This window comes from Isoptericola sp. F-RaC21 (assembly GCF_038593535.1).
Lineage (GTDB): Bacteria > Actinomycetota > Actinomycetes > Actinomycetales > Cellulomonadaceae > Isoptericola.
This window is the reverse complement of the sequence record NZ_JBCFYX010000003.1, coordinates 179,608-203,410: the sequence shown is the minus strand read 5'-3', so window position 1 is coordinate 203,410 and position 23,803 is coordinate 179,608. Positions and strand designations below refer to the sequence as shown.

Below are 23,803 nucleotides of genomic sequence, written 5' to 3'. Positions count from 1 at the left end.
GGCCCGGCTTGGCCGTGCCGCGACAGGGCCAACCCTTACCCTGGTGGGCATGGCCAAATCCGACCCTCGCCGCATCACGCGCACGATGCCGGCGACGCAGCTCGTCGCGCTGCTGCTCGCGTTCGTCCTCGCGGCCGGTGTCGGCGGCGTCCTCGCCGCCGGACTGGTCATCCCGATGGTGGCGGGCGCCAACGCCGCGGCGGACAGCACGGTCGCGATCTACGACGAGGTGCCGGCGGAGCTGGAGCCGCGGCCGATGTCGCAGCAGTCGCGCATCTACGCCTCGGACGGCAAGCTGCTCGCCACGTTCTACGCGCAGAACCGCATCGTGGTGCCGCTGGACGAGATCTCGGAGACCATGCAGCACGCGGTGATCTCCATCGAGGACGAGCGCTTCTACGAGCACGGCGGCATCGACGTGCAGGGCATGACGCGCGCGCTGGCGAACAACGTGGCCGGGCACGCCACGCAGGGTGCGTCGACGCTCACGCAGCAGTACGTGAAGAACATGCTGATCGACCAGGCCCTGCAGGACGGCGACCAGTTCGCCGTCATCCAGGCGAGCGAGGACTCGATCTCCCGCAAGCTCACCGAGGCGAAGATGGCCATCTCCCTCGAGAAGACGATGAGCAAGGACGAGGTGCTGCAGGGCTACCTCAACGCCGCCCAGTTCGGCTCGCGCAGCATCTACGGCGTCGAGGCCGCGGCCCGCTACTACTTCGACAAGCACGCCTCCGACCTGAGCGTCGTCGAGGCCGCCACGATCGCCGGCATCACGAAGTCGCCGAGCCGCTTCGACCCCACGGTGAACCCGAAGGAGGCGAAGGAGCGTCGCGACCTGGTGCTGCAGAACATGTGGAAGCTCGGGTACATCTCCACCGAGGAGCGCGACGAGGCCAAGGCGAAGACGATCAAGGAGACGCTGGACGTCAACCCGACCGAGATCGGGTGCGCCGCCGCCGGCAGCTCCGCGTTCTTCTGCGACTACGTCACCAAGGAGATCGTCAACAACCCGGTGTTCGGCGAGACGAAGTCCGAGCGTCAGCAGCTGCTGTACCGCGGCGGCCTCGAGATCCACACCACGCTGGACCCGAAGAAGCAGAAGGCCGCCGCGCAGGCTGCCAAGGACGCCGTCAACCCGGGTGACTCCAGCGGGCTGCAGTCGGCGATCGCGTCCGTCGAGCCCGGCACCGGCAAGATCCTCGCGATGGCGCAGAACATCCCCTACACCCCGTCCGAGGGCGGCAAGGGGACCACGCGCGTGAACTACGCGGCGGACCCGACGCACGGCGCCTCCGGCGGGTTCCAGGTGGGGTCGAACTTCAAGCCGTTCGTGCTGGCGGAGTGGCTCAAGGAGGGCCACACGCTGAGCGAGCGCGTGAACGCGACCAAGACCGCCCGCTGGCCGCAGGACTTCCAGACCCCCTGCGTCGGCAACCTCGCGGCCGCGAAGCCCTGGGCGCCCGCCAACTCCGAGGGCGTCGAGGTCGGCTACATCTCCGCCCTCGAGGCGACGTACGAGTCCGTCAACACCGCGTACGCGGCGATGGGCTTCCAGCTCAACCTGTGCGACCTGCGCAGCACCGCCTGGGACATGGGCTTCCGCCCGACCCGGTCCGTCCAGGACGGCGGCAAGGTCGTGACCGCCCCGAAGGAGAAGGACATCGACATCCAGGCCCCGATGATCATCGGTACCCAGGAGTCGACGCCGCTCTACCAGGCCGCGGCCTACGCGACCCTCGCCTCGGGCGGCACCTACTGCTCGCCGATCGCCATCACGAGCGTCACCGGCCCGGGCGGCAAGGACTACGACGTCCCGGACGCCAAGTGCAACAAGGACGCGCTCCCGGAGAACGTGGCCAACACCGTGGTGTACGCCATGGAGAAGGTCTTCTCGGGCACGGGTACCGCCCGTGAGCTGGGCGGCCTCTCGGACGGCCGTCCGGTGGCCGGCAAGACCGGTACCTCCCAGCTGTCCGCGCAGACGTGGTTCACCGGGTTCACGCCCAACCTGTCCACCTCCGTGTGGGTGGGCAACGCGGACAAGCCGAACGAGGACCACACCAGCGGCAACGTGGTGAACGGCCAGTACTACCGCATCCTGTACGGCTCGACGATCGCCGCACCCACGTGGAAGCAGTACATGGACCAGGCCGTCAGCGACCTGCCGGTCAAGGACTTCGGCAACGCGGACCCGAAGCTGGTCGGCGTCGGGGCCATCCAGTCCACGCCCGACGACAGCGGCGACGACTCCTCGGCCGACGAGGGCTCCTCCGGCGATTCCTCGGACGACGGCGACAGCGGCAAGAGCGACGAGGGCAACGACCGCGGCGGCAACGGCAAGGGGAACGACAAGGGCAAGGGCCGCGCCGACGCGGAGGCTGCCTGGGACGCCGTCAAGAACGGCGACTGGGACTCGCTCGGCGACGCGTGGGGCGACAACTGACCCCCGGCTGGCAGGTGGCCGGCGGCGTCCTCGCCGCCGGCGTGGCGGGCCTCGGCTACGCCCACCTGGAGACCAAGCTCTTCACGGTGCGCCGGGTCACGGTGCCGGTGCTGCCCGCGGGGCAGCCCGACCTGCGGGTGCTGCACGTGTCCGACCTGCACCTCACGCCGTCGCAGCACCGCAAGATCGCCTGGGTGCAGTCACTGTCCGAGTACGAGCCACACCTCGTGGTGAACACGGGCGACAACCTGGCCCACCGCGACGCGCTCGGGCCGCTGCTGGAGGCGCTCACGCCGCTGCTCACGACGGCGCCCGGCGCGTTCGTCATGGGGTCGAACGACTACTACGCGCCCGTGCCGAAGAACCCGGCGCGGTACCTGAAGCGCGACACCCGGGTGGTGCACACGCGCCCGGCCGAGCTCCCGTCCGAGGAGCTGGCCGGCGCGATGGTCGCCGCCGGCTGGCGGGACCTGAGCAACCGTCGCGACACGGTCGAGGCCGGCGGCCGCCTCCTGTCGCTGGTGGGCGTCGACGACCCGCACCTCGATCGCGACGACTTCCCTGCCCCTCCGCCGCTGGTCGAGCCTGTCGAGACCCGCGACGCCGTGCTGCACCTCGGCGTCACGCACGCCCCGTACCGGCGCGTGCTGGACCGGATGCACGCGGACGGCGCGGACGTGGTCCTGGCCGGTCACACCCACGGCGGGCAGCTGCGCCTGCCCGGGATCGGCGCGCTCGTGACCAACTGCGACATCGACCGCCGGCGCGCCAGCGGCCTGCACGGCTGGCCCGGTCCGCGGCCCGACGAGACGGGCGGCGCGGGCTCCGCGTGGCTGCACGTGTCGGCCGGAGCGGGCACGTCGCCGTACGCCCCGGTGCGGTTCGCGTGCCGCCCCGAGGCGACGTTGCTCACGTTCACCGCCCGGTAGCCGGACCTCGTTTTCGTCCAGGCCCGATCGTCGGCTATTCTGGGCAGGCTTCCGCAGGAGAACGACGTTCTCCGTACGTGGGGCAAGTCCTTCGGGGTGTGGCGCAGCTTGGTAGCGCGCTTCGTTCGGGACGAAGAGGTCGCAGGTTCAAATCCTGTCACCCCGACCACCAGAAAGGCCCCCTGGCCAGCCGAAACGCTGAGACCAGGGGGCCTTTCGCCTTGCCCGGATGGGCTGCCCGCAGTCGCTGAGTGCCAAGGTGAGTGCCTACGTCGCGCCACGTCCACCGCGTCGTCGTCGTTGGCCGGCCGCTGGTGACCTTCGGGCAGAATCCCCACCCCGGCCCCACCCATGGATGGTGGTAGCACCGGCGGATCGTGCCGACGCTGATGAATGTGAACCTTCATAGCTTCCTTGTTCCGTTGATCGGCGTCGTCGCAATCGTGTGGATCATGTACCGGCAGTCGTCCTGGCAGCCGGTCGACCCCGCTCAGATGTGGCGGATGGTGCTCGTCCTGGCGGCGGTCGGCGTCTACCTGCTCGTGAGATCAGATCTGACCGTCACTGGTGCCGACATCGGCGTGGTCGTGATCGAGTTCGTGGTCTCGATCGCTGCAGGCGTGGGGATGGGTGCGATCGCCATGTTCCGTCCCGTCACCGCGGAGACGCAGCAGCAGGTGGCCGCACGAGGCCGTGCACCGCGGGCGCCGATCACCGCGGAGACCCGCACGGGAGCGTGGGGCCTGGTCATATGGCTGGTCCTGATCGTCGTCCGCGTGGGGATCGAGGTGGCCAGCCATCGTGCCGGTCTCGGGCTGGCGTCCGCGACCGGAGTGTTCTTCGTGGTCCTGGCTGCGAACCGAGCGGCACGTCTGGCCGTGCTGACCGCAAGGTACGAACGCATACAGCGGGAGCGTGTGCCTGTGACAATCACTTCATGACCCGACCTCGCGCCACCGCACCGCCGGGCCGCGGAGTGCGGCTGGGTGTGGCAGGTGTCGGCGCGGTACTGGTCGGCGGCGGGCTGATCGGGCGGCTCGCCTCGGATCGCATGCCGGCCGCGGCCGCCGTCGCGCTGATCGGGCTGGTGGCGTGGGTCGTGCGGGCGGCACTCCCCGTCCGCCGGTCGGCTGCCGCGGACGTCCTGCTCGGGATCATGATCGTCTGCGGTTCGGCCGCGGCTGCCGGGACCGACCTCGTGGGCTACGCACCCGCGCTCGTCGGCGTGTCCGTCGTCGTGAGCGACGGCGACCGTCCGCGCGCTCCTTCCGTCGGCGCGGTCCTCGGATCCGCGGTCCTGCTCGCCCTCGGGACGGTACTGAGCCGCCCTCCCCTGGTCACCGCCGTCGCGGCCGTCGCGGCACTGGCGCTGGTGAGCCTGGCCAGCCTCAATCGCCGACGGACGGTCCAGGCCGAGACGGCGCGTCGCGCAGCGCTCGAACAGCTCGTCGTGGCCGAGCAGGAACGTGGCCGCGTCGCCGCGCTCGAGGAGCGGGCACGCCTCGCCCGCGACCTGCACGACGTCCTGGCGCACAGCCTCGGCGGCCTCGTGGTCCAGCTCGGCGCGCTGGAGGCAGAGCTCGACGCGGGCCGCCACGACGCAGCCGCCGAGCGTGCACGTGGAGCACGCGAGCTCGCGACCACCGGGCTCGGTGACGCGCGCCGGGCCGTCGCAGCACTCCGCGTTCAGGGCTCTGACGCCGCTGTCGTCGTCCGCGATCTCGTGGCCCGGCATCGCGACCTCGGTGGAGACGCGATCCTCGACCTCCAGGGGACGAGCACGGCCGAGCCCGACGTGGTCGAGGTGGTGCGCATGGCGTGTCTCGAACTCCTGACGAACGCACGCCGGCACGCCCCCGGCGTCACCACGACCGTCACGCTGGACCAGGACGACGGGATCCGGCTGATCGTCACGACGCCCCGTACCGCGGCCTCGCCGACCTCCCGGGGTGGCGGCCACGGCTTGCGCGGGCTGCGTGAACGGGTCGAGTCCGTGGGAGGCACGGTGCGGGTCACCGAGGGCGACCCCTTCACGGTGACCGTCGAGGTCCTCCAGTGATCCGCATCCTGGTCGCGGACGACCAGGCGATCATCCGCGACGGCCTCGTGACGATGCTCGACCTGCTGCCAGACATCGAGGTCGTGGGCGAGGCCGCCGACGGTGCTGCAGCCGTCGAGTCGGCCACCCGCCATCGTCCCGACGTGGTCCTGATGGACCTGCGGATGCCAGGTGTCGGCGGGACCCGCGCCACCGCCATGATCACCGCCGCGCTCCCGTCCTGCGCAGTGCTCGTGCTGACCACCTATGCCGACGACAGCTCGATCAGCGGTGCGCTGGCCGCCGGCGCACGCGGCTACCTGACCAAGGATGCGACGCGGGACGAGCTCGCCGCGGCGATCCGCTCCGCCGCCGCCGGTCAGGTCACGTTCGCCCGCGAGGTCGGTGAACGACTTGCTCGGCAGTTCGCCCCCACACGGACGACTCGCGAGCGCTTCCCGGACCTGACGCCACGCGAGGCCGAAGTGCTCGAGCACGTCGCGGCCGGGCGCAACAACACGCAGATCGCCTCGACCCTCTACCTGTCGGTCGCCACGGTGAAGTCCTACACCAACGACATCTACGCCAAGCTCGGGGCGCGCGACCGTGCCCACGCCATCGCGATCTACCACGGAGACGCCTGAACGTCGCCCCGTCGCCGAACGAGCCCACAGAACTGCACACCTCGACCGTGACCCCATGCTCGGACGTCGTCACGAGGATCGCGAAGGCGTCGGGCGTGGCCTGGACCGGATGCCCGCGGATCGTGCGGCGCGTGGTCGTGGACGTGACCTTGACCCATGACGGCGCCCACGACGCTTCCGAAGTCGCTCACCACTCCGTCGATGTAGGCCGACACCCAGCCACGATCCAGTGCGGGGATTCGCAGCTCAGCGACCGCCCCCTGGCCCCGGCAGCCGTTCGGGGCGCAGAGGTCGCAGGTTCAGATCCTGTCACCCTGGCCAACAGAAGGGCGCTCTGACCAGCGAAGGCGCTGGCCGGAAACCTTTCGTCATGCACGGCCCCGTACGCGACGGCGGCGGTTCACGCCGGAGGTGCCGCCTGCGGACGACGCAGCACGGCGCCGACCACCGCGCACAGCGCGCCGGGCACGAAGAACAGGCCGACGGACAACCCGCCGAGCATGACGTAGACGACGAGACAGGTCGCCGAGAGCACCGACAGCACGGTCCATGCCCGGCCGCGGGCCGCCAGGGGCAGCACGGCGAGCAGGACCGGGGCGACGACCCCGGCGATGTACGGCATGTCCCCGGCGGCGAGCAGCGACGTCGCCGGCTCGCAGGTGTCCCACTCCGAGACGAGCTCGCCCGTCGACGAGTACGTCGCTCCCCCGGAGCACTCGGACTGCGGCTGGTAGATCGGCGCCGTGAGCAGGTAGCCGGCGGCCGCCACGACCAGGCCGAGCGCGACAACCTGCCACGCCCGCTTCGTGCCCCACCACCCGGTGCGGCTCATGGTGACCTCGCGGTTCCGTCGTCGGCGACCGTCCCTCCTGACCATACACACGTATGACTGGCGAGGTACTCTGGCGCCGTGACCCAGGACCGCGCCGAGGGCACCCGCCGGCGCCTGCTCGACGCCACCGTCGCCGCCCTGCGCGCCCACGGGACGGCCGGGCTGACCTCCCGGGAGATCACCCGCGCCGCCGGGGTGAACCTGCAGGCCATCACCTACCACTTCGGGTCCAAGGACGAGCTGGTCGCGCAGGCCCTGACGGGGCTGGTGACCGAGCGGATCGCGCCCGTCCGCGCGGCCCTCGACACCGACGGCGACCCGGCGGAGCGGCTGTTCGCCGCGCTCCGCACCATCGGCGGGGCGTTCGCCGTCGCCCGCGACGACCTGGCCGCCTACGCGAGCGCGGTGGCCGCGTCGTCGTCCAACCCGACCCTGGCCGCCGCGCTGCGCGACCTGCACGCCGAGCTCGTGGACTACCTCGCCACGCTCATGGCCCAGATGCAGGCGGACGGCTACATCCAGGCCTGGGTGCGACCGCGCGCGATGGCCGAGGTGCTCGTCTCGATCGGCGACGGCGTCGCGATGCAGGCCCACTACGGCGAGCCCGACGTCGACGGCGTGCTCGACCAGGTCGCGCTCCTCCTCCTGGCCGCGCGCGACCAGAGGTCGCGGGTCTGGCCGGCGGCCGCGCGGGCGCTCCTCAAGCAGGCACGGAAGGGATGACGATGCGCACACGTGCGGTGGTCGCCGGCTGGAACGGGTTCATCGGGCACCGGCTGGTGGCCGACCTGGCCGAGCGGGGGTACGACGTCGCCCGCGTGGGGCGCTCGGGGCCCGACGCGCGCTGGGGCGACCCCGCCGCCCTGGCCGGCGCCGTCGACGGCGCCGAGCTGGTGGTGAACCTCGCGGGCAAGAGCGTCGGCTGCCGGTACACCGAGGCGAACCGCGACGAGATCCTGCGCTCGCGCGTCGAGACCACGCGCGCGCTGCGCGAGGCGATCGGCGCGGCCTCGGCGCCGCCACGGCTGTGGCTCAACGCCAGCACCGCCACCATCTACCGGTACGCGACCGACCGCCCGCAGACCGAGTCCGACGGCGAGCTCGGCACCGGCTTCTCGGTGGACGTCGCCCGCAGCTGGGAGCGCGAGCTGTTCGCCGGCGACCTGCCGGGCACCCGCCGGGTCGCGCTGCGCATGGCGATCGTGCTCGGCGGGCCGGCGTCCGACCTGCTGGCCCGGATCGCGCGGCTCGGGGTGGGCGGGCCGCAGCTCGACGGCTGGTGGTTCCCGCACCGCCGCTACCGGGGCATCGGCGACGAGCCGACGGGTGGCCCGGTGCCGGTCCACCGCTCGGGCGGTCGGCAGAAGTTCTCCTGGATCCACGTCGACGACGTGCTCGCCGCGATCCGGTTCGTCGAGGCGCACGACGAGCTCGCCGGGCCGGTCAACCTGTCCTCGCCGTATCCCAGCGACAACCGCACCCTCATGGCCGAGCTGCGCCGCGCCGTCGGCATGCCGGTGGGCGTGCCCACCCCGCGCTGGCTGCTCGAGCCCGCGCTCTGGGCGCTCCGCAACGAGTCCGAGCTGGTGCTCAAGAGCCGCTGGGTGCTCCCGGAGCGGCTGACCGCCGCCGGCTTCGACTTCGCGTGGCCGCAGATGGGGCCCGCGATCGACGACGCCGTCACCCGGCGCTGACACGGCACCGATGCGTCCGGGCGGAGGGTCGCCAGCATCCCGGAACTGTGGCACCGTCGGCCACGGCAGCCCTCGTCACCGCCGGTCAGGAGTCACCATGCCCGCGTCGTCCACCGCACCCGTCCTCGTCGTCGGCGGAGGCCTGGCCGCCGCCCGGGCCGTCGAGGCCGTGCGCGAGCAGGACCCCGACGTCGACGTCGTCGTCGTCACCAACGAGGGGCACCGGCCCTACGAGCGCCCGCCGCTGTCGAAGGACTACCTGCGCGGGCAGGCGGAGCCCGACGTCATCTACCCGCTGCGGGCCGGGTGGTGGGACGACCACGCCATCGACCTGCGCACCCTGACCACCGTCGTCGACCTGGCGCCGGCCGACCACGAGGTGACGTTCGCCGACGGTTCCACGCTCGGCTACTCGACGCTGCTGCTCGCGACCGGCTCCACGCCGCGTGCGCTCCAGGTGCCGGGGCGCAGCCTCATCGGCGTGCACACGCTGCGGACGGTCGACGACGCCGACCTGCTCGCGGGCTGGCTGCTGCCCGCGTCGCTCGAGGGCGAGGGCAAGATCGTCGTCGTCGGCGACGGCTGGATCGGCACCGAGGTGGCGGCGTCCGCGCGGATGCTCGGCCTGGACGTCTGCCTCGTCGGCCAGACCGAGCACCCCCTGCAGGCCCCGCTCGGCCCGGAGCTCGGCGCCCTGTACGGAAAGGTGCACGACGAGCGCGGCGTCGTCCGCCACCGCGGCGACGTCGTCGCGTTCACCGGGGAGTCGGGCCGGGTGAACGGCGTCGAGCTGGCCGACGGCACGCACCTCGAGGCCGACCTCGTGGTGATGGGCGTGGGCGTGACGCCCAACGTCGGCATCGCGTCGGCCGCGGGGATCGAGCTGCGCTCGCGCGACCTCGGCGGCGGGATCGCCGTGGACGGCACGCTGCGCACCTCCGCCCCCGACGTCTTCGCCGCCGGCGACATCGCCTCCGTCCCTTCCCCGCACTACGGCCGCCCGCTGCGCGTGGAGCACTGGGCGGTGGCGCAGGACACGGGTTCCCACGCCGGCCGTGCGATGCTCGGCGACGAGGCCACCTACGACGTCCTCCCCTACTTCTTCAGCGACCAGTACGACGTCGGCATGGAGTACAAGGGGTTCGTCGACCCGCGTGCCGGCGACACCGAGGTGGTGATCAGCGGCTCGGTCGACGACCGCGAGCTCATCGCCTTCTGGGTGCGCGACGGCGAGGTGCAGGCCGGCATGGCCGTCAACGTGTGGGACCGCATGGACGACGTCGAGGAGCTCATCCGCTCGGGCCGGCAGGTCCCCCGCGCCGAGCTGGAGGCGTTCACGGGCTGACCGTCGCCGGCCCGACGGCGGGGCGGCCCAGGGCGCGCACCCGCCAGCCGGCGGCGGCCCAGCGGTCGGCATCGAGCGCGTTGCGGCCGTCGACGACGACGCGGCGTGCAGGCTCGAGGGCCGCCGGGTCGAGGGCGCGGAACTCCTCCCACTCGGTGAGGTGCAGCACCAGGTCGGCGCCCGTGACGGCGTCCTCGACGGTGTCCGCGTAGCCCAGGGTGGGGAAGGTGCGGGCCGCCGTGGCGTTGGCGCGCGGGTCGTGCACGCGCACGTGCGCGCCCTGCAGCTGCAGCTGGGCGGCGACGTTGAGCGCGGGCGAGTCGCGCACGTCGTCGGTCCCGGGCTTGAACGCCGCGCCCAGGACGGCGATGCGCCGCCCGAGCACGCTGCCGCCGCACTCGTCGACGGCCAGCGCGACGGTGCGCGACCGGCGCCGCATGTTGATGGTGTCGACCTCGCGCAGGAACGTCAGGGCCTCGTCGACCCCGAGCTCGCCCGCCCGCGCCATCAGCGCGCGGATGTCCTTGGGCAGGCAGCCGCCGCCGAAGCCGAGCCCCGCGGACAGGAACTGGTGCCCGATGCGGGCGTCGTGCCCGATCGCGTCGGTCAGCGCGACGACGTCGCCGCCCGCCGCGTCGCACAGCTCGGCGATCGCGTTGGCGAACGAGATCTTCGTGGCGAGGAACGCGTTCGCGGCCACCTTGACCAGCTCGGACGTGGCCAGGTCGGTGACGAGGAAGGGCACCCCGGCGTCGACCACCGGCGCGTACAGCTCGCGCAGCGCCTTCTCGTGCCGCGGGTCGGTGACGCCGACGACGATCCGGTCGGGGCGCAGCGTGTCCTCGACGGCACGTCCCTCGCGCAGGAACTCCGGGTTCCACGCGACGCCGACCTCGACGCCGGCGGGCGCGAGACGGTCCGTGAGGGCCTGCAGGCCGGCGGCCGTGCCGACCGGCACGGTGGACTTGCCGACGAGCAGCGCGTCGCCGCGCAGGTGCGGCACGAGCGTGGCCACGGCGGCCTCGACGTGGCTCGTGTCCGCCGCCATCGAGTCGCGGCGCTGCGGCGTCCCGACGCACACGAAGTGCAGGTCGGCGAACGCCGCCGCGTCCGCGGGGTCGGTCGTGAACCGCAGCCGCCCGGTGGCGGTGTGCCGCTCGACGAGCTCCGCCAGCCCGGGCTCGTAGAACGGCAGCCGCCCCGCGGCCAGGTCGGCGATCTTGGCCGGGTCGGTGTCCAGGCCGAGCACGTCGTAGCCCAGCTCGGCCAGGCACGCGGCGTGCGTGGCGCCCAGGTAGCCCGTGCCGATCACGGTGACGCGGGTGGGCTCCGGCGAGACGTCGGTGGGGACGGTGGCTGCGGCGGTGGTCGTGGTGGCGTGCGTCATCGGTCCTCCAGGGTGAGCAGGGCGGGCTCGGACGGCAGGGGCCGCTCGAGGTCGGTCAGGAGCGCGCCGGGCACGTCGCCGGGCGCGGGTCGGAAGGCGTACACCGCGGCGAGGCGCGCCCGGGCGGCGACGGCCCACGCGCGCAGCGCGGCCGGGTCGGCCGCGGTGTCGGCCGCGGTGCCGTCAGCGTCGTATCCGCGAAGGACGGCACGGGCGGTGCGGGCAGCGCTCTCGGGCGGGCAGACGCCCTGGTGGGCGCGCAGCTCGAGGTGCACGAGCAGGTTCGCCAGGTCGAGCGCCGGGTGCGCGAGGGCGGCGAGGTCCAGGTCGAGCAGGCCCACCTGGACGCGGTCGCCGACGGAGTCGACCAGCAGCTGCTTGTCGTGCAGGTCGCGGTGCGTGAGCACCGGATCCGCCGCCGGCGCGGCGTCGAGCGCGACACGCACCCGCCGGACGACGGCGTCCGCGTCCGCCGCCGTCGTCGCGCCGTGGGCGGCGGCCAGCCGCCACCAGCGGGCGACGACCGCGACCTCGGCGTCGGCGTCGTGCTCGGCGACGTCGGGCGACGGCGCGCCCTGCACCCTCCGCAGCCCGCGGCCGACCGCCCGTGCCGCGGCGTCGAGCACGGCGTCCGGCGTGGTGGGGTCGCGCAGCAGCTCGTGCAGCGTGCGCCCGGGCAGCGGAGCGGTGGTCACGAACCCGTCGCCGCGGTCCACGACCTCCGGGGTGGCGAACGCCGCCGGGGGCACGGCGACGTCTGCGGGCTCGTGGCCCGGGCGCGTCACCTTCGTGTACGTCCCGGACGGGTCGCGCACCACGCCGCGCCGGCCCGAACGGTGGGCGACGAGGGACGCGCCGCCGCGAACGCGGGCGCCCAGGCCGGGCAGGCACGGGTCCGCGCCGTCGGGCTGCAGCACGAGGGCGCCGCCGGCGACCGGCACGGGTCCGCGCGCGTGCGCGGGGTCCCCGTCCGTGCGCGCCCCTGCCCCGCGGGCGGGCGGGGCGGCCGGCCCGGCGTCCCAACGCCCGGCGAGCACGGCGCCGCCACGGTCCGTGCCGACGACGAGCAGGCGGTCGGCCGACCGCGGCAGCACCGCGCGCAGGGTGTGGCCCTCCGCCGCGAGCGCGTCGGCCAGCGCCTCGGCGACCGGCGCCGTGCGGATCCAGGGCGCGCGCCCGGCGGCCTCCGCCGCCGCACGTTCCGGCCGGGCGAGCCACCCCTGCCACCGTCCGGACCGGTCCCCTGCGCGCGCCCCGCCGCGTCGGCCGGCCGTGATCACGGCGCCCAGCGCGCCGCCGCGGCCGCCCTCGAGGTCGTCGGCGAGCGCGCGGAGCGCGGCGGAGGTTGCCGCCCAGCCGTCCTCCAGCCGCCGGAACGGCTCGGTGGCGCGACGCCGCAGGTGCTCGGCGACGGCGGCGAGCAGCTCCGGCTCCCCGACCGTGCCACCGCCCGCCGCGTAGCCGTCGAGGACGGCGGCGAGCCGCTCCGCCGCGACGTCGGCGTCGGCGTGCGCCCGCACGAGCGCGGCGGCGAACGATCCGAGGTCCTCGGCCGGCCGGCCCCAGCGGGCGGCATCCGCGTCGACGAGGCACAGCTCGCCGGCCGGCGTGCGCACCAGCTGGTCGAGGGACAGGTCGCCGTGCAGCGGGACGGCGCCGTCCGGGCGCGGGGGCAGGTCTGTCCCGGCCGGCCGGGCGCCGTGCAGCGCGGCGGCGAGGGCGCCGACCTCGCGGAGCGCGGCGTCGTCGAGCGAGCCGGCGTCGTCGAGCGAGCCGGCGTCGTCGAGCGAGCCGGCGTCGTCGAGCCGGTCGAGCGGCTCGCCGGGCACCCAGTCCGTGACGAGCACGCCGCGGTCGGCGTCGACGGCGCGCAGCCTCGGCGCCCGCAGCGCGGCGGCGGCTGCCGCCGCGCCCAGCAGCGCGTACCCCCGGGCGGCGCGCGCGACGGCGTCGGGCCGCACCAGCCGCACCACCGCCTCGCCGCCCGGGCCGGCGGCGTGCAGCACCGCGCGACGCTCGGGGTTGTGGCGCAGCAGCCGCCACCCCGCCGGCCGCCCGACGGCGTCCGCCGCGAGCGCCGCGACGTCGCGCGTCCCGGGGAGCTGCCGGTCGGCGCACCAGTCGGTGACGACCAGCGCGGCGTCCGGGTCAAGCAGCAGCACCTCGTCGGGGCGGCGCGGGTCGAGGCCCTTGGCCAGCTTGGTGCGGGCATGGCCGGCGTAGGCACGCACGAGGACGTCGCGCGGGCCGGCGTCCCCGGCGGCCCACCGGCATGCCAGCACGACGCTCGTGCCCGGCTTGTACCGCAGGTACGGCCGCGTGACCCGTCCCGGCACGCCCATGGCGGCTGCGAGGCGCGCGGCCAGGCGATCGAGGTCGAGGACGTCGCCCAGGGCGGGAATCGCGGGGTCGGCGGCGGCGACGTCCCGCAGGGTCAGGGGGCGGGCGCGGTCGAGCATCAGGTCAGGCGCCACGGGACGCCACCTCCTCCGGGGTCAGCGGCGACGCGGGTGTCGCCGGCAGGTCGGGGCCGTCGCCGAGGACGGCGGCGGGCGGGCCGGATGCGACGACGCGGCCGCCGTCGAGCCGCACCACGCGCTCGCAGTCGCGGGCCGCGTCCAGGTCGTGCGTGATGACGAACGTGGTGCGCCCCCGGGTGAGCCGTCCGAGGGCGTCGACGACCTCGTGCTCGGTCTGCTCGTCCAGGCCGGTGAGAGCCTCGTCGAGCACGACGACCGGCGCGTCGAGCATCGCGGCGCGCGCGATGGCGATCCGCTGCCGCTGGCCGCCGGAGAGGGTGCCGCCCCGCTCCCCCACGACCGTGTCGTAGCCGTCCGGCAGCGCGAGGACGAAGTCGTGCGCCCCGGCCACGCGGGCGGCGCGCTCGACCTGCTCGTCGGTGGCGCCGGGCACCGCGGCGGTGATGTTCTCGCGGACGGTGCCGTGGAACAGCACGCTCTCCTGCAGCACGACGGCGACGGACCGCCGCACGCTGTCCAGCGTGAGGTTCCGCAGGTCGTGCCCGTCGATCCGGACCACGCCCGCGTCGGGGTCGCGCAGGCGCGAGATCAGGGAGACCAGGCTCGACTTCCCGGCCCCGGACGCGCCCACGACCGCGACCCGCTCCCCCGGCCGCACCGCCAGGTCGAGCCCGCGCAGGACGGGGTGCCCGGGCACGTAGGAGAACCAGACGCCCTCGAACCGCACGTCGCCCAGGGCCCGGCCGATCGGCCGCGCCCAGCTCGCGTCGGTCACCTCGGGGCGGGACTCGAGCACCTCGACGACGCGCTCCCCCGACGCCCCGGCCTGCGCGATGCGGCCGGTGTACTTCGCGATGTCGCGCATCGGCTTGAAGGCCGCCTTGAGGTAGGTGAGGAACACGGTGAGCTCGCCGGGCGTCAGCGCGCCGTCGAGCACCCGCTGCGCGCCGACGAACAGCACGACGGCGGTCGCGACGCCCACGAGCACGTCGGTGGAGCGCTCCAGCCCGGCCGACAGCCGCTTGGCCCGGACGCCCTCGCGCAGCGACGACGAGTTCGACCGCGCGAAGCGGCCGCCCATCCGGTCCTCGAGCGCGTACGCCTGCACGACCTGCACCGCGCCCAGCGTCTCCGTCGCGAGCGACGCGAGCTGGCCCTCGGCCTTGCGCTGGTCGCGCGAGACCTTCCGGATGGTGCGGGACAGGCGGGCGCTGGTGAGCAGGAAGACCGGCAGCACCACCACCATGACCAGCGCCAGCAGCGGGTCGAGCACCGCGACGACGACCACCATGCCGACGAGCGTCACGACGTTGCCGATCATCGGCAGCATCGCCGTCACCGACACCTCCTTGAGGCGGGTGACGTCGCTGGTGAGGCGGGTGACCAGGTCGCCCGTCGTCGACCCGTCGTGGAAGCGCAGCGACAGCCGCTGCAGGTGCGCGAACACGTCGGCGCGCACCCCCGTGAGCACCCGGTTGCCCGCCAGGGAGAAGCAGACCGTGGACGCGTACGCCGCACCCGCCCGCAGCAGCACGATCACGAGCAGCGACCCCGCCGCGAGCAGGATGAGCGCGGGCAGGTTCGCGGGTTCCGGCCCGGCCGCCGTCGAGCCCGTGGCGGCGACGATGCCGTCCACCACGTACTTCAGCGGCCACGGCTCCAGCAGCCGCATCCCCACCTCGGCGAGCATCGCCAGGCTGCCCAGCACGAACAACCGGCGCTCCGGGCGCACGTGGTGGCGCAGGTGCGGCCAGAACCGCCGGAACGAGCGGCCCGCCTCCCGCATCGTGCGCGGCTTGTACCGGTTCGCGGTGCCGACGCCGGCGGCGGCGGTGTCAGCCATGACGACCACCGCCGGTGGTTGAACTTGTCGAAACCCGGTCCTCGCTGGTTGAGCCCGTCGAAACCCGGGTCTCGTTGGTTGAGCCTGTCGAAACCCGGTTCGTAGGTTCGGCCACCGGGGTGTCGACAGGCTCCGCCCACGGGACGCCCGCGAACCCGAGGGCCCGGCGCACGACGACGGACCAGTCGTGCCGCTCCACGGCGACCTCCCGGGCCCGCGCGCCGAGCGTGGCGCGACGGTCGGCGTCGTGCGCGAGGGCGACGAGAGCGTCGGCGAGCGCGTCGGCGTCGCCAGGCGGCACGAGCACCCCGGCGTCGCCGTGCTCCAACGTGTCGGGCAGCTCCCCGACCGCGCTCGCGACGACCGGCAGCCCGGCGGCGAGGTACTCGTACACCTTGAGCGGCGAGAAGTAGAAGTCGTCGAGCGGCGGATAGGGCGCGACGGCGACGTCCGCGTCGTGCAGATGCCGGACGACGTCGGCGGGCCGCACCGCTCCGGTGGCGCGCACCGCGCCCTCGACGCCGCGCTCGTGCGCGAGGGCGAGGACGTCGCCGCGGCCGGGCCCGTCGCCGACCAGCAACAGCCGGGCCCCGGGGACGCGCGCACGCAGCCCTGCGAAGGCGTCGACCAGCACGTCGAGCCCGTGCCAAGGCTTCAGAGTTCCGACGAACAGCACGGTGAACGCCGGCGCGACCTGACGGACTCTTCGCGCGGACGTATCCCTCCCGAAGTGGAGGGCGCCCTGGCGCCCGTGAACGCGTCCGCGCGAAGAGTCCGTCAGGTCGCGCCGGCCCCCGCACCGGTCCGCCGCCGGAACGATCCGCCCCGTGTCCACGCCGTTCGACAGCACGTGCACCTTCTCCGGGTGCCCGCCCGCGCGGTCGGCCGCCCAGGCCGCGACGGGCCCGCTGACGGCCACGACGGCGGTGGCGGCGCCGATGGCCGCGCGGGCGCAGCGCTCGGCGCCGGCTTCGTCGACCAGCTCGCGGTGGGTGCGCTGCTCGACCACGAGCGGTGCGTTCACCTCGAGCACGCTGGGCACCCCGGCGTCGCTCGCCCAGGCCGTCGCGGCAGTGCCCCAGAGGGAGTAGCGCTCGTACAGGAGGTCGAGGCCCCCGCCGGCGGCGATCCCCGCAAGGACGCCGTCCACCTGGGCGTCGGCCTCTCGCAGCGCGACCTCGCGCTCCGCCGTCGACCCGGTGGGCGCTACCGCGACCTCGTGCACGACGACGTCCGCCAGGTCGGCGGGCGTGTCCCCGCCGGGGCGCGTCGTGACGACGTGCACCTCCGCGCCGCCGCGCACCAGCTCGCGCAGCACGGCCTGCACGTGCACGGACGAGCCCTTGCGGCCGAACACCGGGACACCCGGGTCGGAGCTCACGTACGCGACCCTCATGCCGCCCTCCCCTCAGCGGCGGGGGCCGCCGCGGTCTCCAGCACGTCCAGCAGGCGCCGGGACGTGCCCACGACGTCGAACTCCGCCTCGATCAGGGCGCGCGCGCCGTCGGCGAGGCGGGCGGCCTCCCGCTCGTCGTCGAGCAGCCCGGCGATCGCGGCGGCGAGGGCGGTGACGTCGCCGGGCGGCACGAGCCGGCCCGTCCCGCCGTCGCGCACCGCCTCGGGGATGCCGGTGACCGGCGTCGACACGACGGGCGTGCCGAGGGCCATCGCCTCCAGCAGCACGGTGGGCAGGCCGTCGCGGTTGCCGTCGGCGCCGAGCACGCACGGCGCGGCGAAGACGGCGGCGCGCGCGACGACGTCGCGCACCCGGTCCTGCGGGAGCGGGCCGTGGAAGGTGACGTGCCCGTCCAGTCCCAGCACCGTCGTGCGGTCGCGCAGCTCGGCCTCCTGCGGTCCGGACCCGACGAGGTCGAGGTGCACGTCGCGGCCGTCCGCGACGAGGAGCGCCAGCGCGTCGAGGAGGTCGCCGAAGCCCTTCTTCTCCACGAGGCGCCCGACGGCGCACACGCGCCCGGGCCGCCGCGACGCCGTCGCGCGGGCGTACTCGTCGAGGTCGAGCCCGTTGTACACACGCACGACGGCGTCCGCGGCGGCCCCGTAGGTGTCGCGCAGGTGGCGCAGGTTGTGGTCGCTCACCGTGACGACCGCGCGGGCGTCGGCGAGCTTGACCCGCAGGTCGGCGGGGTCCACCGACTCGTGGAAGATGTCCTTGGCGTGCGCGGTGAACGTGTACCCGATGCCGAGCACGGCGGCCGCGAGCCGCGCGACCGTCGTCGCGACCGAGCCGAAGTGCGCGTGCAGGTGGGTCAGGCCGGCGTCGTGCGCGGCCGTCGCCACCCACAGCGCCTGCACGGCGTCCTCCGGATCGGCGGCGAGCAGGTCCGCGAGCACGGCGGCGGGCAGGGCGCGCAGGTCGAGGCGGTCGTGGGCCCGCGCGAGCGCCGACCAGGCGTCCGCCGCGCGGGCGGCGCGGGGCACGAACCGCACCGGCGCGGCGACGTCGGCCAGCGCGGCGTGGAACCGGGTGTCGACGGGGGCGCGCAGCGAGAAGATCTCGATCTCCACGCCGCGGCGCTCCAGGCCGCGCACCTCGTTGACGATGAACGTCTCCGAGAAGCGCGGGTACATCTTGGTCACGTAGCCGACCCGCGGGGCTGGCCCGGTGGTCCCGAGGGTCGGGCCGGTCGTCAGGGCGGTGATGTCATGCCGTGGCACGGTGCTCCTCCTCCTGCTGGTCCTGCGGGTGCGGGGTGGCGGTCGCGGACCGGGCGACGAGCCCGTCCATGAGCCGGTCGACGAGCTCTGGCACGCGCGACAGCCCGTCGAGGTCGGCGTCGACCTCAGGGCGGCGAGGCGCGTCGCCCGCGGCGGTGCGGGCGAGCCAGGCGCCGACGCGCTCGGGGGTGATCGCGCCGACGAGGACGTCGAGCAGCCCGAGGTCGGCGAGCCGGCAGGCCCGCACGAGCTGCTCGGCGCGGGGGTGCGTGCGCGGCACGACGAGGCCGGGCCGGCCGGACGCCAGCAGCTCGCACACGGAGTTGTAGCCGCCCATGGTCACGACGGCGGCCGCACCCTCGACGAGCGGGACGACGTCGCGCACGAACGCGTGCACCTCGAGGTCGTCGCGTCCGGCGGCGACGGCGTGCAGCCGGTCGCGCGTCGCCCCCGGCAGGTAGGGCCCGGTGACGAGCACCCCCCGGTGGCCCGCGGGCAGCGTCGCGGCGGCGAACGCCTCGGCGAGCTCCGCGCCGTCCTGCCCGCCGCCCACCAGGCAGAGGGCGTAGGGCACGCCGGCCTCGGCGGGGGCCGGCGCCGTGGCGCGACCGCGACCGAGGTATCCGGTGGAGGTCGTGGACGCGCGACCGCGACCGAGGTATCCGGTAAACACCGTCCTCGCGGCGACGTGCTCCGGCAGGGCGTACTCGGTCAGCGGGTCGTAGACCCGCGCGTCGCCGTACACCCACACCTCGTCGAAGAACTGCTCGATGACGGAGGTGCTGCGCTGCTCGCGCCACTCGCGGACGGCGACCTCGGGCGTGTCGAGCACGTCGCGCAGGCCGAGCACGCACGCCGTGCCGCCCTCGGCCCGCAGCCGCCGCAGCGCGGGCAGCAGCTCGCCGCCGACGCCGAGCGGCACCTTGTCCACCACCAGCACGTCGGGCCGGAACGCGGCGAGCGCGCCGTCGAGCACGCCCGCGCGGACGTGGACGACGTCGTCGAGCGTGCCGCCCCAGGTGCGCGGGCCGTAACCGCGGTCCGGGTCCTTGCCGACGCGCGGCAGCGTCACGACCTCCGTGCGCTCCGGCAGCGGCAGGCTGGTCGCCTCCCGCGCGCCGGAGAGGAGCAGGACGTCGGTGTCCGGGTCGGCGTCCACCACGGCGCGCGCCAGCAGCGACGTGCGCCGCACGTGGCCGAGGCCCTGCGTGTCGTGGGAGTAGAACGCGACCCGGCGCCGGGGCGGGAGCTCGGGGTCGACCGCTGATATCTGTCGCACCCTGGCAACCCTGCGGAGGTTGCCTGAGTCACGGATGAGGCGACCATGAGGGGGTTCTCATCCGGAACCGCGCAGCATCTGCACAGAGCACGCCCAGGTCCGCCGCTCACCCGCCCCCGGGGTCTGGCACGCTCCCGTCGTGACCCGACGACGCACGTCCGTGCTGGTGAGCGCCCTGATCGTGGCCGCCGCGCTCGCGACCCTCGTCGTCGCCTGGCGCCCCTGGGACCCGGTGCCCGACGCGCTGCGCGCGGCCGCCCGCCAGGCCGCCGCCGTCCCCGGCGTCGTCTCCGCGGAGGTCTCCGGCTACGAGGTGACCCTGCGCGACGCGAAGGACGGCGACGTCGCGCGGGCCACGTTCGACGTCGTGCTCGACGACGGGCTCTCCCCCGAGTCGGCGAGCGCCGCGGCGTCACGGGCGGACCGCGCCGTCGCGGCGGCGCGGGTCGACAGCGTGCGCACGCTGTCCCGCACCACGACGGTCCGGGCCGGCGAGCCACGGACCGTGCACGGCGTCGAGGTGTACCCGCTGACCGCGTCGGTAGGCGAGGACGGCGACGCGACCGCGGTCGCGGACGCCTTCGTGCTGTGGCGGGCGGGCGCCGAGCGGGTCAGCGGTCCCAGCGCCGACGCGCCGGACGGTGCCGCGCTCGTCCGGCTCGCGCGGACCGCGGCCGACCACGAGATCGCGGCCTCCCTGCGCACGGCCGACGGCGCCCTGCAGTACGACACGTCCGGCCGGGTGCCCGACCCGGCAGTCGCGCGGCTCGCCGCCGAGACGGCCGCGCGTCCGGGCGTCGCGTCGGTCTCCGTCAGCGCGCAGGTCCCGGACGGCGTGGTCGTGGCCGACGGCGTCGTCCTGGGCCTCGACGTCCATCTGACCGGGCCGGCGACGTCGACCGAGGCGGACGCGCTGACCCGCTGGCTGGACGACCCGCGGCGCACCGCCGCCGGCGCGCCCCTCGCGTACACCCTGTGGGAGCCCGGCTACGGGTCGAGCGTCGCCGGCTGGGTCGCGGGGACGGCGCCGCCCGCGCCAGAGGAGCACACGGTGCCGCTGCCCGTCGGCGCCGACCCGTGGCCGGAGGACGACGACGCCCCCGCGTGCGGCGGCAAGGACCTGCGTCTGACGCTCGGCGCGCCGGACGCCGCGGCCGGCAGCCGGTACCTGGCCGTGCGGGCCGAGAACGTGTCGGGGCGGCCGTGCGCCCTGGACGGCGTGCCCGAGCTCGCGTTCCGGAACGCCGACGGCGAGCCGCAGCACGACGTCACGGTGGAGCCGTCGGCACCCGGCGTCGTGCCGGGCCGCGTCGTGGTGCCCGCCGGCGACACGGCGCTGGCCACGGTGCAGTGGCAGGCCATGTCGACGGCCAACGACCCCGACGTCACCACGACCGTCGACGTCGTCCCCGTTCCCGGCGCTGGCACCGTCTCCCTGACACCGGAGTACCCCGGGCTGGACGTGCTCGACGGCGCCGAGGTGCGCGTCGGCCCGTGGGTCCAGGCGGCGGAGGGATGGTCGTGAGCACCGCCGGCCAGGTCACCTCGCGCAGAGCCCCTCGACCTGGCTGCGGAACTCGGCGGAGTCGCCGTCGGCCCCGCTGATCCAGAGGCTCCTGCGGAAGTCGATCGCCGTGTCCCGCGCGATCCCGAGCGACCGGACCTGCACCGGCGCCTGGCTCACGCCGACGCGGGCGCCCGGCCCGACGGGGACCCCGTCGTCCACAGGGGAGAGGATCCACAACGCGGCCTCGCTCCCCGGAGGGATGACGACCCGCGCCGCGGTCTCCGCCTCGGGCGGCGGCCCGTCGGAGGGATCGTGGAACGTGAACCCGTCCTCGGGCCCGACGACGCGGCGGTCGAACCGGAAGGCCTCCGGCCGCAGGCTCGTCACCTCGACCGGCCACCGGGAGTCGCTGCGGACCGTCAGCATGGCGACGACCTCCTCGTCCCGGGCGAAGAGCGCCCAGAGGTCGTCGTCGGGGAAGGCGCACTCGTCCGGGTGGCCGGTGCTCCCCGACTCGAACGACCCCGGCTGCACCTCGGCGGTCGCCGACAGCGCCCACCACCCGGCGCCGGCTGCGACCAGCAGGGTCAGCGCGCCGGCGACGAGCCGGGTCGAACGGTGCCTCACCGCGCTCCCGTGCACCACCGACGGAGCTTGGACACGTCCTGGACCGAGTCGAGGACCCGGACCCCGTCCACGGCACCGCGCCAGGTGCCTCCCCCGACGGTGAGGTGCCCCGCGGGGGCGCTGGTCAGGGGCGGCGCTGCCGCGAGGCCCGTCCAGGCGATGTCGCCCCAGCCCTCGAGCGGGCACGTCCACAGCTCCACGGTGCCGCTCCCCGCGCTGCGCATCCCGACCAGGAAGGTCCAGCTCCCGGGCACGGGAGCGACGTCGGAGACCGCGGTCGCGGCGGTCGTGCCGTCGCCCGATCCCACGGAGAACGCCCAGCACGTGCCCGTCTGCGAGGCGCAGGAGTCGTCCGCCACCGTGCCCAGCGCGAAGCCCGTGCGCCCCTCCCCGCCCTGCGCGACCACGGTCGCGGCGGCGCCGTCGGCGTCCGGCCGGACGAACGCCGCCACCGTGACGTTGCCCGTCGGGTCGACGACGGTCCCGTCCGTGGCTGCGACGTCGGTCTCCGCATCGAAGACCAGGGCGCCGTCGTCCGGCATCCCCCACGGGCCGGGCGTCCACAGGTCGTCGCCCGACAGGGTGAGCGCATGGTCGCTCGTGAGGGTGTTGGCCGCCGTCGTCCCCGAGAGCTCGTCGAACCACCACGTGCCACCGCGGGCCACGGGGTACGCGACGACGAACCGGTACGTGCGGACCGGGCCCACGTTCCCGGCGCCGTCCACGGCCTGGGCGTGCAGGACGGTCGACCCGGCCGACTGCGGCGTGAGCTCCACGACCTCCCCGGGCCGTGCCTGATCCGTCAGGGCGCCACCCAGGAACGAGTAGCGCACGTACGCCACGTCGTCCGAGCCGGTCACGGTGAACCGGAACCCGCCCGTCACCCCGACACCGCCTGCGGCCTGGTCCTCGAGATAGACGGCCGGGTAGCCCTCGACGGGGCTGACGACGACCTCGCCGGGCGCTGTCACGTCGACGGTCAGCTCGCAGCCGACCGGCGCGGTGAGCCCGCCGCCCGGGCGCACCGCCTGCGCGGACCAGGCGTACGTGCCGCCCTCTGCGAGCACCCCCGCCGGCACGCGCACGGTGTGCGTCGACCCCGACGCCAGTCTGGACGTGGGGGCGGAGCGCCACAGCTCGTCCCCGGTCGAGAGGTCCCGGACGGCGAACACCGCGCTCATCGACGTCGGGAACGGCGTCCGCTCGTTGGAGAGTTCGGCGGCCAGGGTCGGGGTCGTCGTACGGACCGCCGGGCGGTCGTCGCCCACGATGCAGCGCGTCTCCGGGTTCCTGGTCCCGAGGGCGACGACGACGTCCGTCGCCCGCAGCTCGACGGTGAGGGTGGCGTCGGGGCCGAAGGCCGCGCGTCCGCACCTCCGGCAGTCCTCGTCCGCCGCGGCGAGACCGAAGGCGAGCGGGCGCCCGGCCTGCACGGCCTGGCCGACGGCCCGGGTGACGTCGACCGCGACGCGGCGGTCACCGCCGCACCCGGCGTCGGCAAGGCCCGCGCCCGTGTCGCGCCATGCCGACGCGGAACCGGCCCAGGTCGTCCGCCGGGTGACCTCCGGGACGGCATGCACCCGTACGTCGCGGACCCCGCACCGCTGGTCCCGGCCCACGGGCACCGAGAGGGTCGCGGACACCAGCACCCCGTCGGCGAGAGCCGCCGGGTCACCGACGTCGCCGAAGTCGTAGGCCACCCGCTGCACGCCGCGGGCGGGGCAGCCCCTGCCGCCCTCGCCCGTGCACCGGCCGACGAACCGGTCCCCGTCGAAGGAGAAGCCCGCCGTGCTCGCCGGGGCGCCGCTGCGCAGCGCCGTCCGTGCGCGGGGCCCGGACTCGAGCACCACCGCATCGCCCTGCGCGACCGTCGAGCCGGCGACCGGCACGTCGCCGGCGGGCGGCGACGCTGCTGCCGTCGAGAGCCCCCCGGTCACCAGCAGGCCCGCCAGGGCCAGCGCGGCAAGCAGCCGACGTCGAACCACGTTGTCCACCGTTCGTCGTACCAGGCGCCCCGGGCCGGACCGCCACGACCCGCCCATCCCGGACAAGTCCGACGAGAACCTAGCGGGTCCG

At 75.0% G+C, this 23,803-nt stretch carries 18 protein-coding genes and 1 tRNA gene; 10 read left to right on the top strand and 9 right to left on the bottom strand.

The features are described 5' to 3' along the window. The first annotated feature begins 49 nt into the window (after positions 1–49). From AAG589_RS11480 to AAG589_RS11455, 6 genes are all read left to right on the top strand, one after another. Complete coding sequence (locus tag AAG589_RS11480; protein ID WP_430567391.1) at positions 50–2,446, top strand: transglycosylase domain-containing protein; 2,397 nt, start codon at positions 50–52, stop codon at positions 2,444–2,446. Continuing rightward, positions 2,431–3,375, top strand: a complete 945-nt coding sequence (locus AAG589_RS11475; RefSeq protein ID WP_430567390.1) for a metallophosphoesterase — start codon at positions 2,431–2,433, stop codon at positions 3,373–3,375. The genes AAG589_RS11480 and AAG589_RS11475 overlap by 16 nt, the downstream gene beginning before the upstream one ends. Before the next feature lie 92 nt (positions 3,376–3,467). After that, positions 3,468–3,544 (top strand) — tRNA-Pro (locus AAG589_RS11470). A gap of 208 nt (positions 3,545–3,752) precedes the next feature. Beyond that, a complete protein-coding gene (locus tag AAG589_RS11465) occupies positions 3,753–4,316 on the top strand; it encodes a hypothetical protein (RefSeq protein ID WP_430567389.1) in 564 nt (187 codons plus the stop codon). Further along, complete coding sequence (locus AAG589_RS11460) at positions 4,313–5,434, top strand: sensor histidine kinase (protein WP_430567388.1); 1,122 nt, start codon at positions 4,313–4,315, stop codon at positions 5,432–5,434. Before AAG589_RS11465 ends, AAG589_RS11460 begins: the two co-directional genes overlap by 4 nt. After that, positions 5,431–6,057: a response regulator transcription factor gene (locus AAG589_RS11455; protein ID WP_430567387.1), complete on the top strand. Its 627-nt coding sequence runs from the start codon at positions 5,431–5,433 to the stop codon at positions 6,055–6,057. Before AAG589_RS11460 ends, AAG589_RS11455 begins: the two co-directional genes overlap by 4 nt. A gap of 400 nt (positions 6,058–6,457) precedes the next feature. On the opposite strand, the gene AAG589_RS11450 is transcribed toward AAG589_RS11455, so the two are convergent. Further along, positions 6,458–6,889 carry a hypothetical protein gene (locus AAG589_RS11450; protein ID WP_430567386.1) on the bottom strand — a complete coding sequence of 144 codons (432 nt, stop codon included), beginning with the start codon at positions 6,887–6,889 and terminating at the stop codon, positions 6,458–6,460. Between the two features lie 78 nt (positions 6,890–6,967). Here AAG589_RS11450 and AAG589_RS11445 point away from each other — a divergent pair, with 78 nt between their 5' ends. The 3 genes from AAG589_RS11445 (at position 6,968) to AAG589_RS11435 (ending at position 9,928) form a co-directional block, all read left to right on the top strand. Then, a complete protein-coding gene (locus AAG589_RS11445; protein ID WP_430567385.1) occupies positions 6,968–7,612 on the top strand; it encodes a TetR/AcrR family transcriptional regulator in 645 nt (214 codons plus the stop codon). 2 nt (positions 7,613–7,614) lie between these two features. Then, positions 7,615–8,583, top strand: coding sequence for an epimerase (locus AAG589_RS11440; protein WP_430567384.1), 969 nt, complete (start codon positions 7,615–7,617; stop codon positions 8,581–8,583). A gap of 97 nt (positions 8,584–8,680) precedes the next feature. Next, the gene (locus AAG589_RS11435; RefSeq protein ID WP_430567383.1) at positions 8,681–9,928 is read left to right on the top strand and encodes an NAD(P)/FAD-dependent oxidoreductase; all 1,248 of its coding nucleotides are present in this window, start codon (positions 8,681–8,683) and stop codon (positions 9,926–9,928) included. Here AAG589_RS11435 and AAG589_RS11430 read toward each other — a convergent pair. From AAG589_RS11430 to AAG589_RS11405, 6 genes are read right to left on the bottom strand one after another with little or no spacing between them, the layout of a single operon-like run. After that, a complete protein-coding gene (locus tag AAG589_RS11430) occupies positions 9,918–11,315 on the bottom strand; it encodes a UDP-glucose dehydrogenase family protein (protein ID WP_430567382.1) in 1,398 nt (465 codons plus the stop codon). The genes AAG589_RS11435 and AAG589_RS11430 overlap by 11 nt on opposite strands. Then, positions 11,312–13,789 carry a hypothetical protein gene (locus AAG589_RS11425; protein WP_430567381.1) on the bottom strand — a complete coding sequence of 826 codons (2,478 nt, stop codon included), beginning with the start codon at positions 13,787–13,789 and terminating at the stop codon, positions 11,312–11,314. Before AAG589_RS11425 ends, AAG589_RS11430 begins: the two co-directional genes overlap by 4 nt. After that, positions 13,779–15,638, bottom strand: a complete 1,860-nt coding sequence (locus tag AAG589_RS11420; RefSeq protein WP_430567380.1) for an ABC transporter ATP-binding protein — start codon at positions 15,636–15,638, stop codon at positions 13,779–13,781. Before AAG589_RS11420 ends, AAG589_RS11425 begins: the two co-directional genes overlap by 11 nt. Continuing rightward, positions 15,631–17,034 carry a glycosyltransferase family 4 protein gene (locus AAG589_RS11415; protein WP_430567379.1) on the bottom strand — a complete coding sequence of 468 codons (1,404 nt, stop codon included), beginning with the start codon at positions 17,032–17,034 and terminating at the stop codon, positions 15,631–15,633. Before AAG589_RS11415 ends, AAG589_RS11420 begins: the two co-directional genes overlap by 8 nt. Continuing rightward, positions 17,031–18,314 (bottom strand): glycosyltransferase family 4 protein, encoded by a 1,284-nt coding sequence (locus AAG589_RS11410; protein WP_430567378.1) that lies wholly within the window; start codon positions 18,312–18,314, stop codon positions 17,031–17,033. The genes AAG589_RS11415 and AAG589_RS11410 overlap by 4 nt, the downstream gene beginning before the upstream one ends. After that, positions 18,301–19,593, bottom strand: a complete 1,293-nt coding sequence (locus tag AAG589_RS11405) for a glycosyltransferase family protein (protein ID WP_430567377.1) — start codon at positions 19,591–19,593, stop codon at positions 18,301–18,303. The genes AAG589_RS11410 and AAG589_RS11405 overlap by 14 nt, the downstream gene beginning before the upstream one ends. Before the next feature lie 139 nt (positions 19,594–19,732). Here AAG589_RS11405 and AAG589_RS11400 point away from each other — a divergent pair, with 139 nt between their 5' ends. Further along, entirely contained in the window at positions 19,733–21,118 is a 1,386-nt protein-coding gene (locus tag AAG589_RS11400) for a DUF4232 domain-containing protein (protein ID WP_430567376.1), read from the top strand. A gap of 15 nt (positions 21,119–21,133) precedes the next feature. Here AAG589_RS11400 and AAG589_RS11395 read toward each other — a convergent pair whose 3' ends face one another. After that, the gene (locus AAG589_RS11395) at positions 21,134–21,727 is read right to left on the bottom strand and encodes a hypothetical protein (RefSeq protein ID WP_430567375.1); all 594 of its coding nucleotides are present in this window, start codon (positions 21,725–21,727) and stop codon (positions 21,134–21,136) included. Continuing rightward, positions 21,724–23,712, bottom strand: coding sequence for a LamG-like jellyroll fold domain-containing protein (locus AAG589_RS11390; protein WP_430567374.1), 1,989 nt, complete (start codon positions 23,710–23,712; stop codon positions 21,724–21,726). Before AAG589_RS11390 ends, AAG589_RS11395 begins: the two co-directional genes overlap by 4 nt. Between the last annotated feature and the right edge of the window lie 91 nt (positions 23,713–23,803).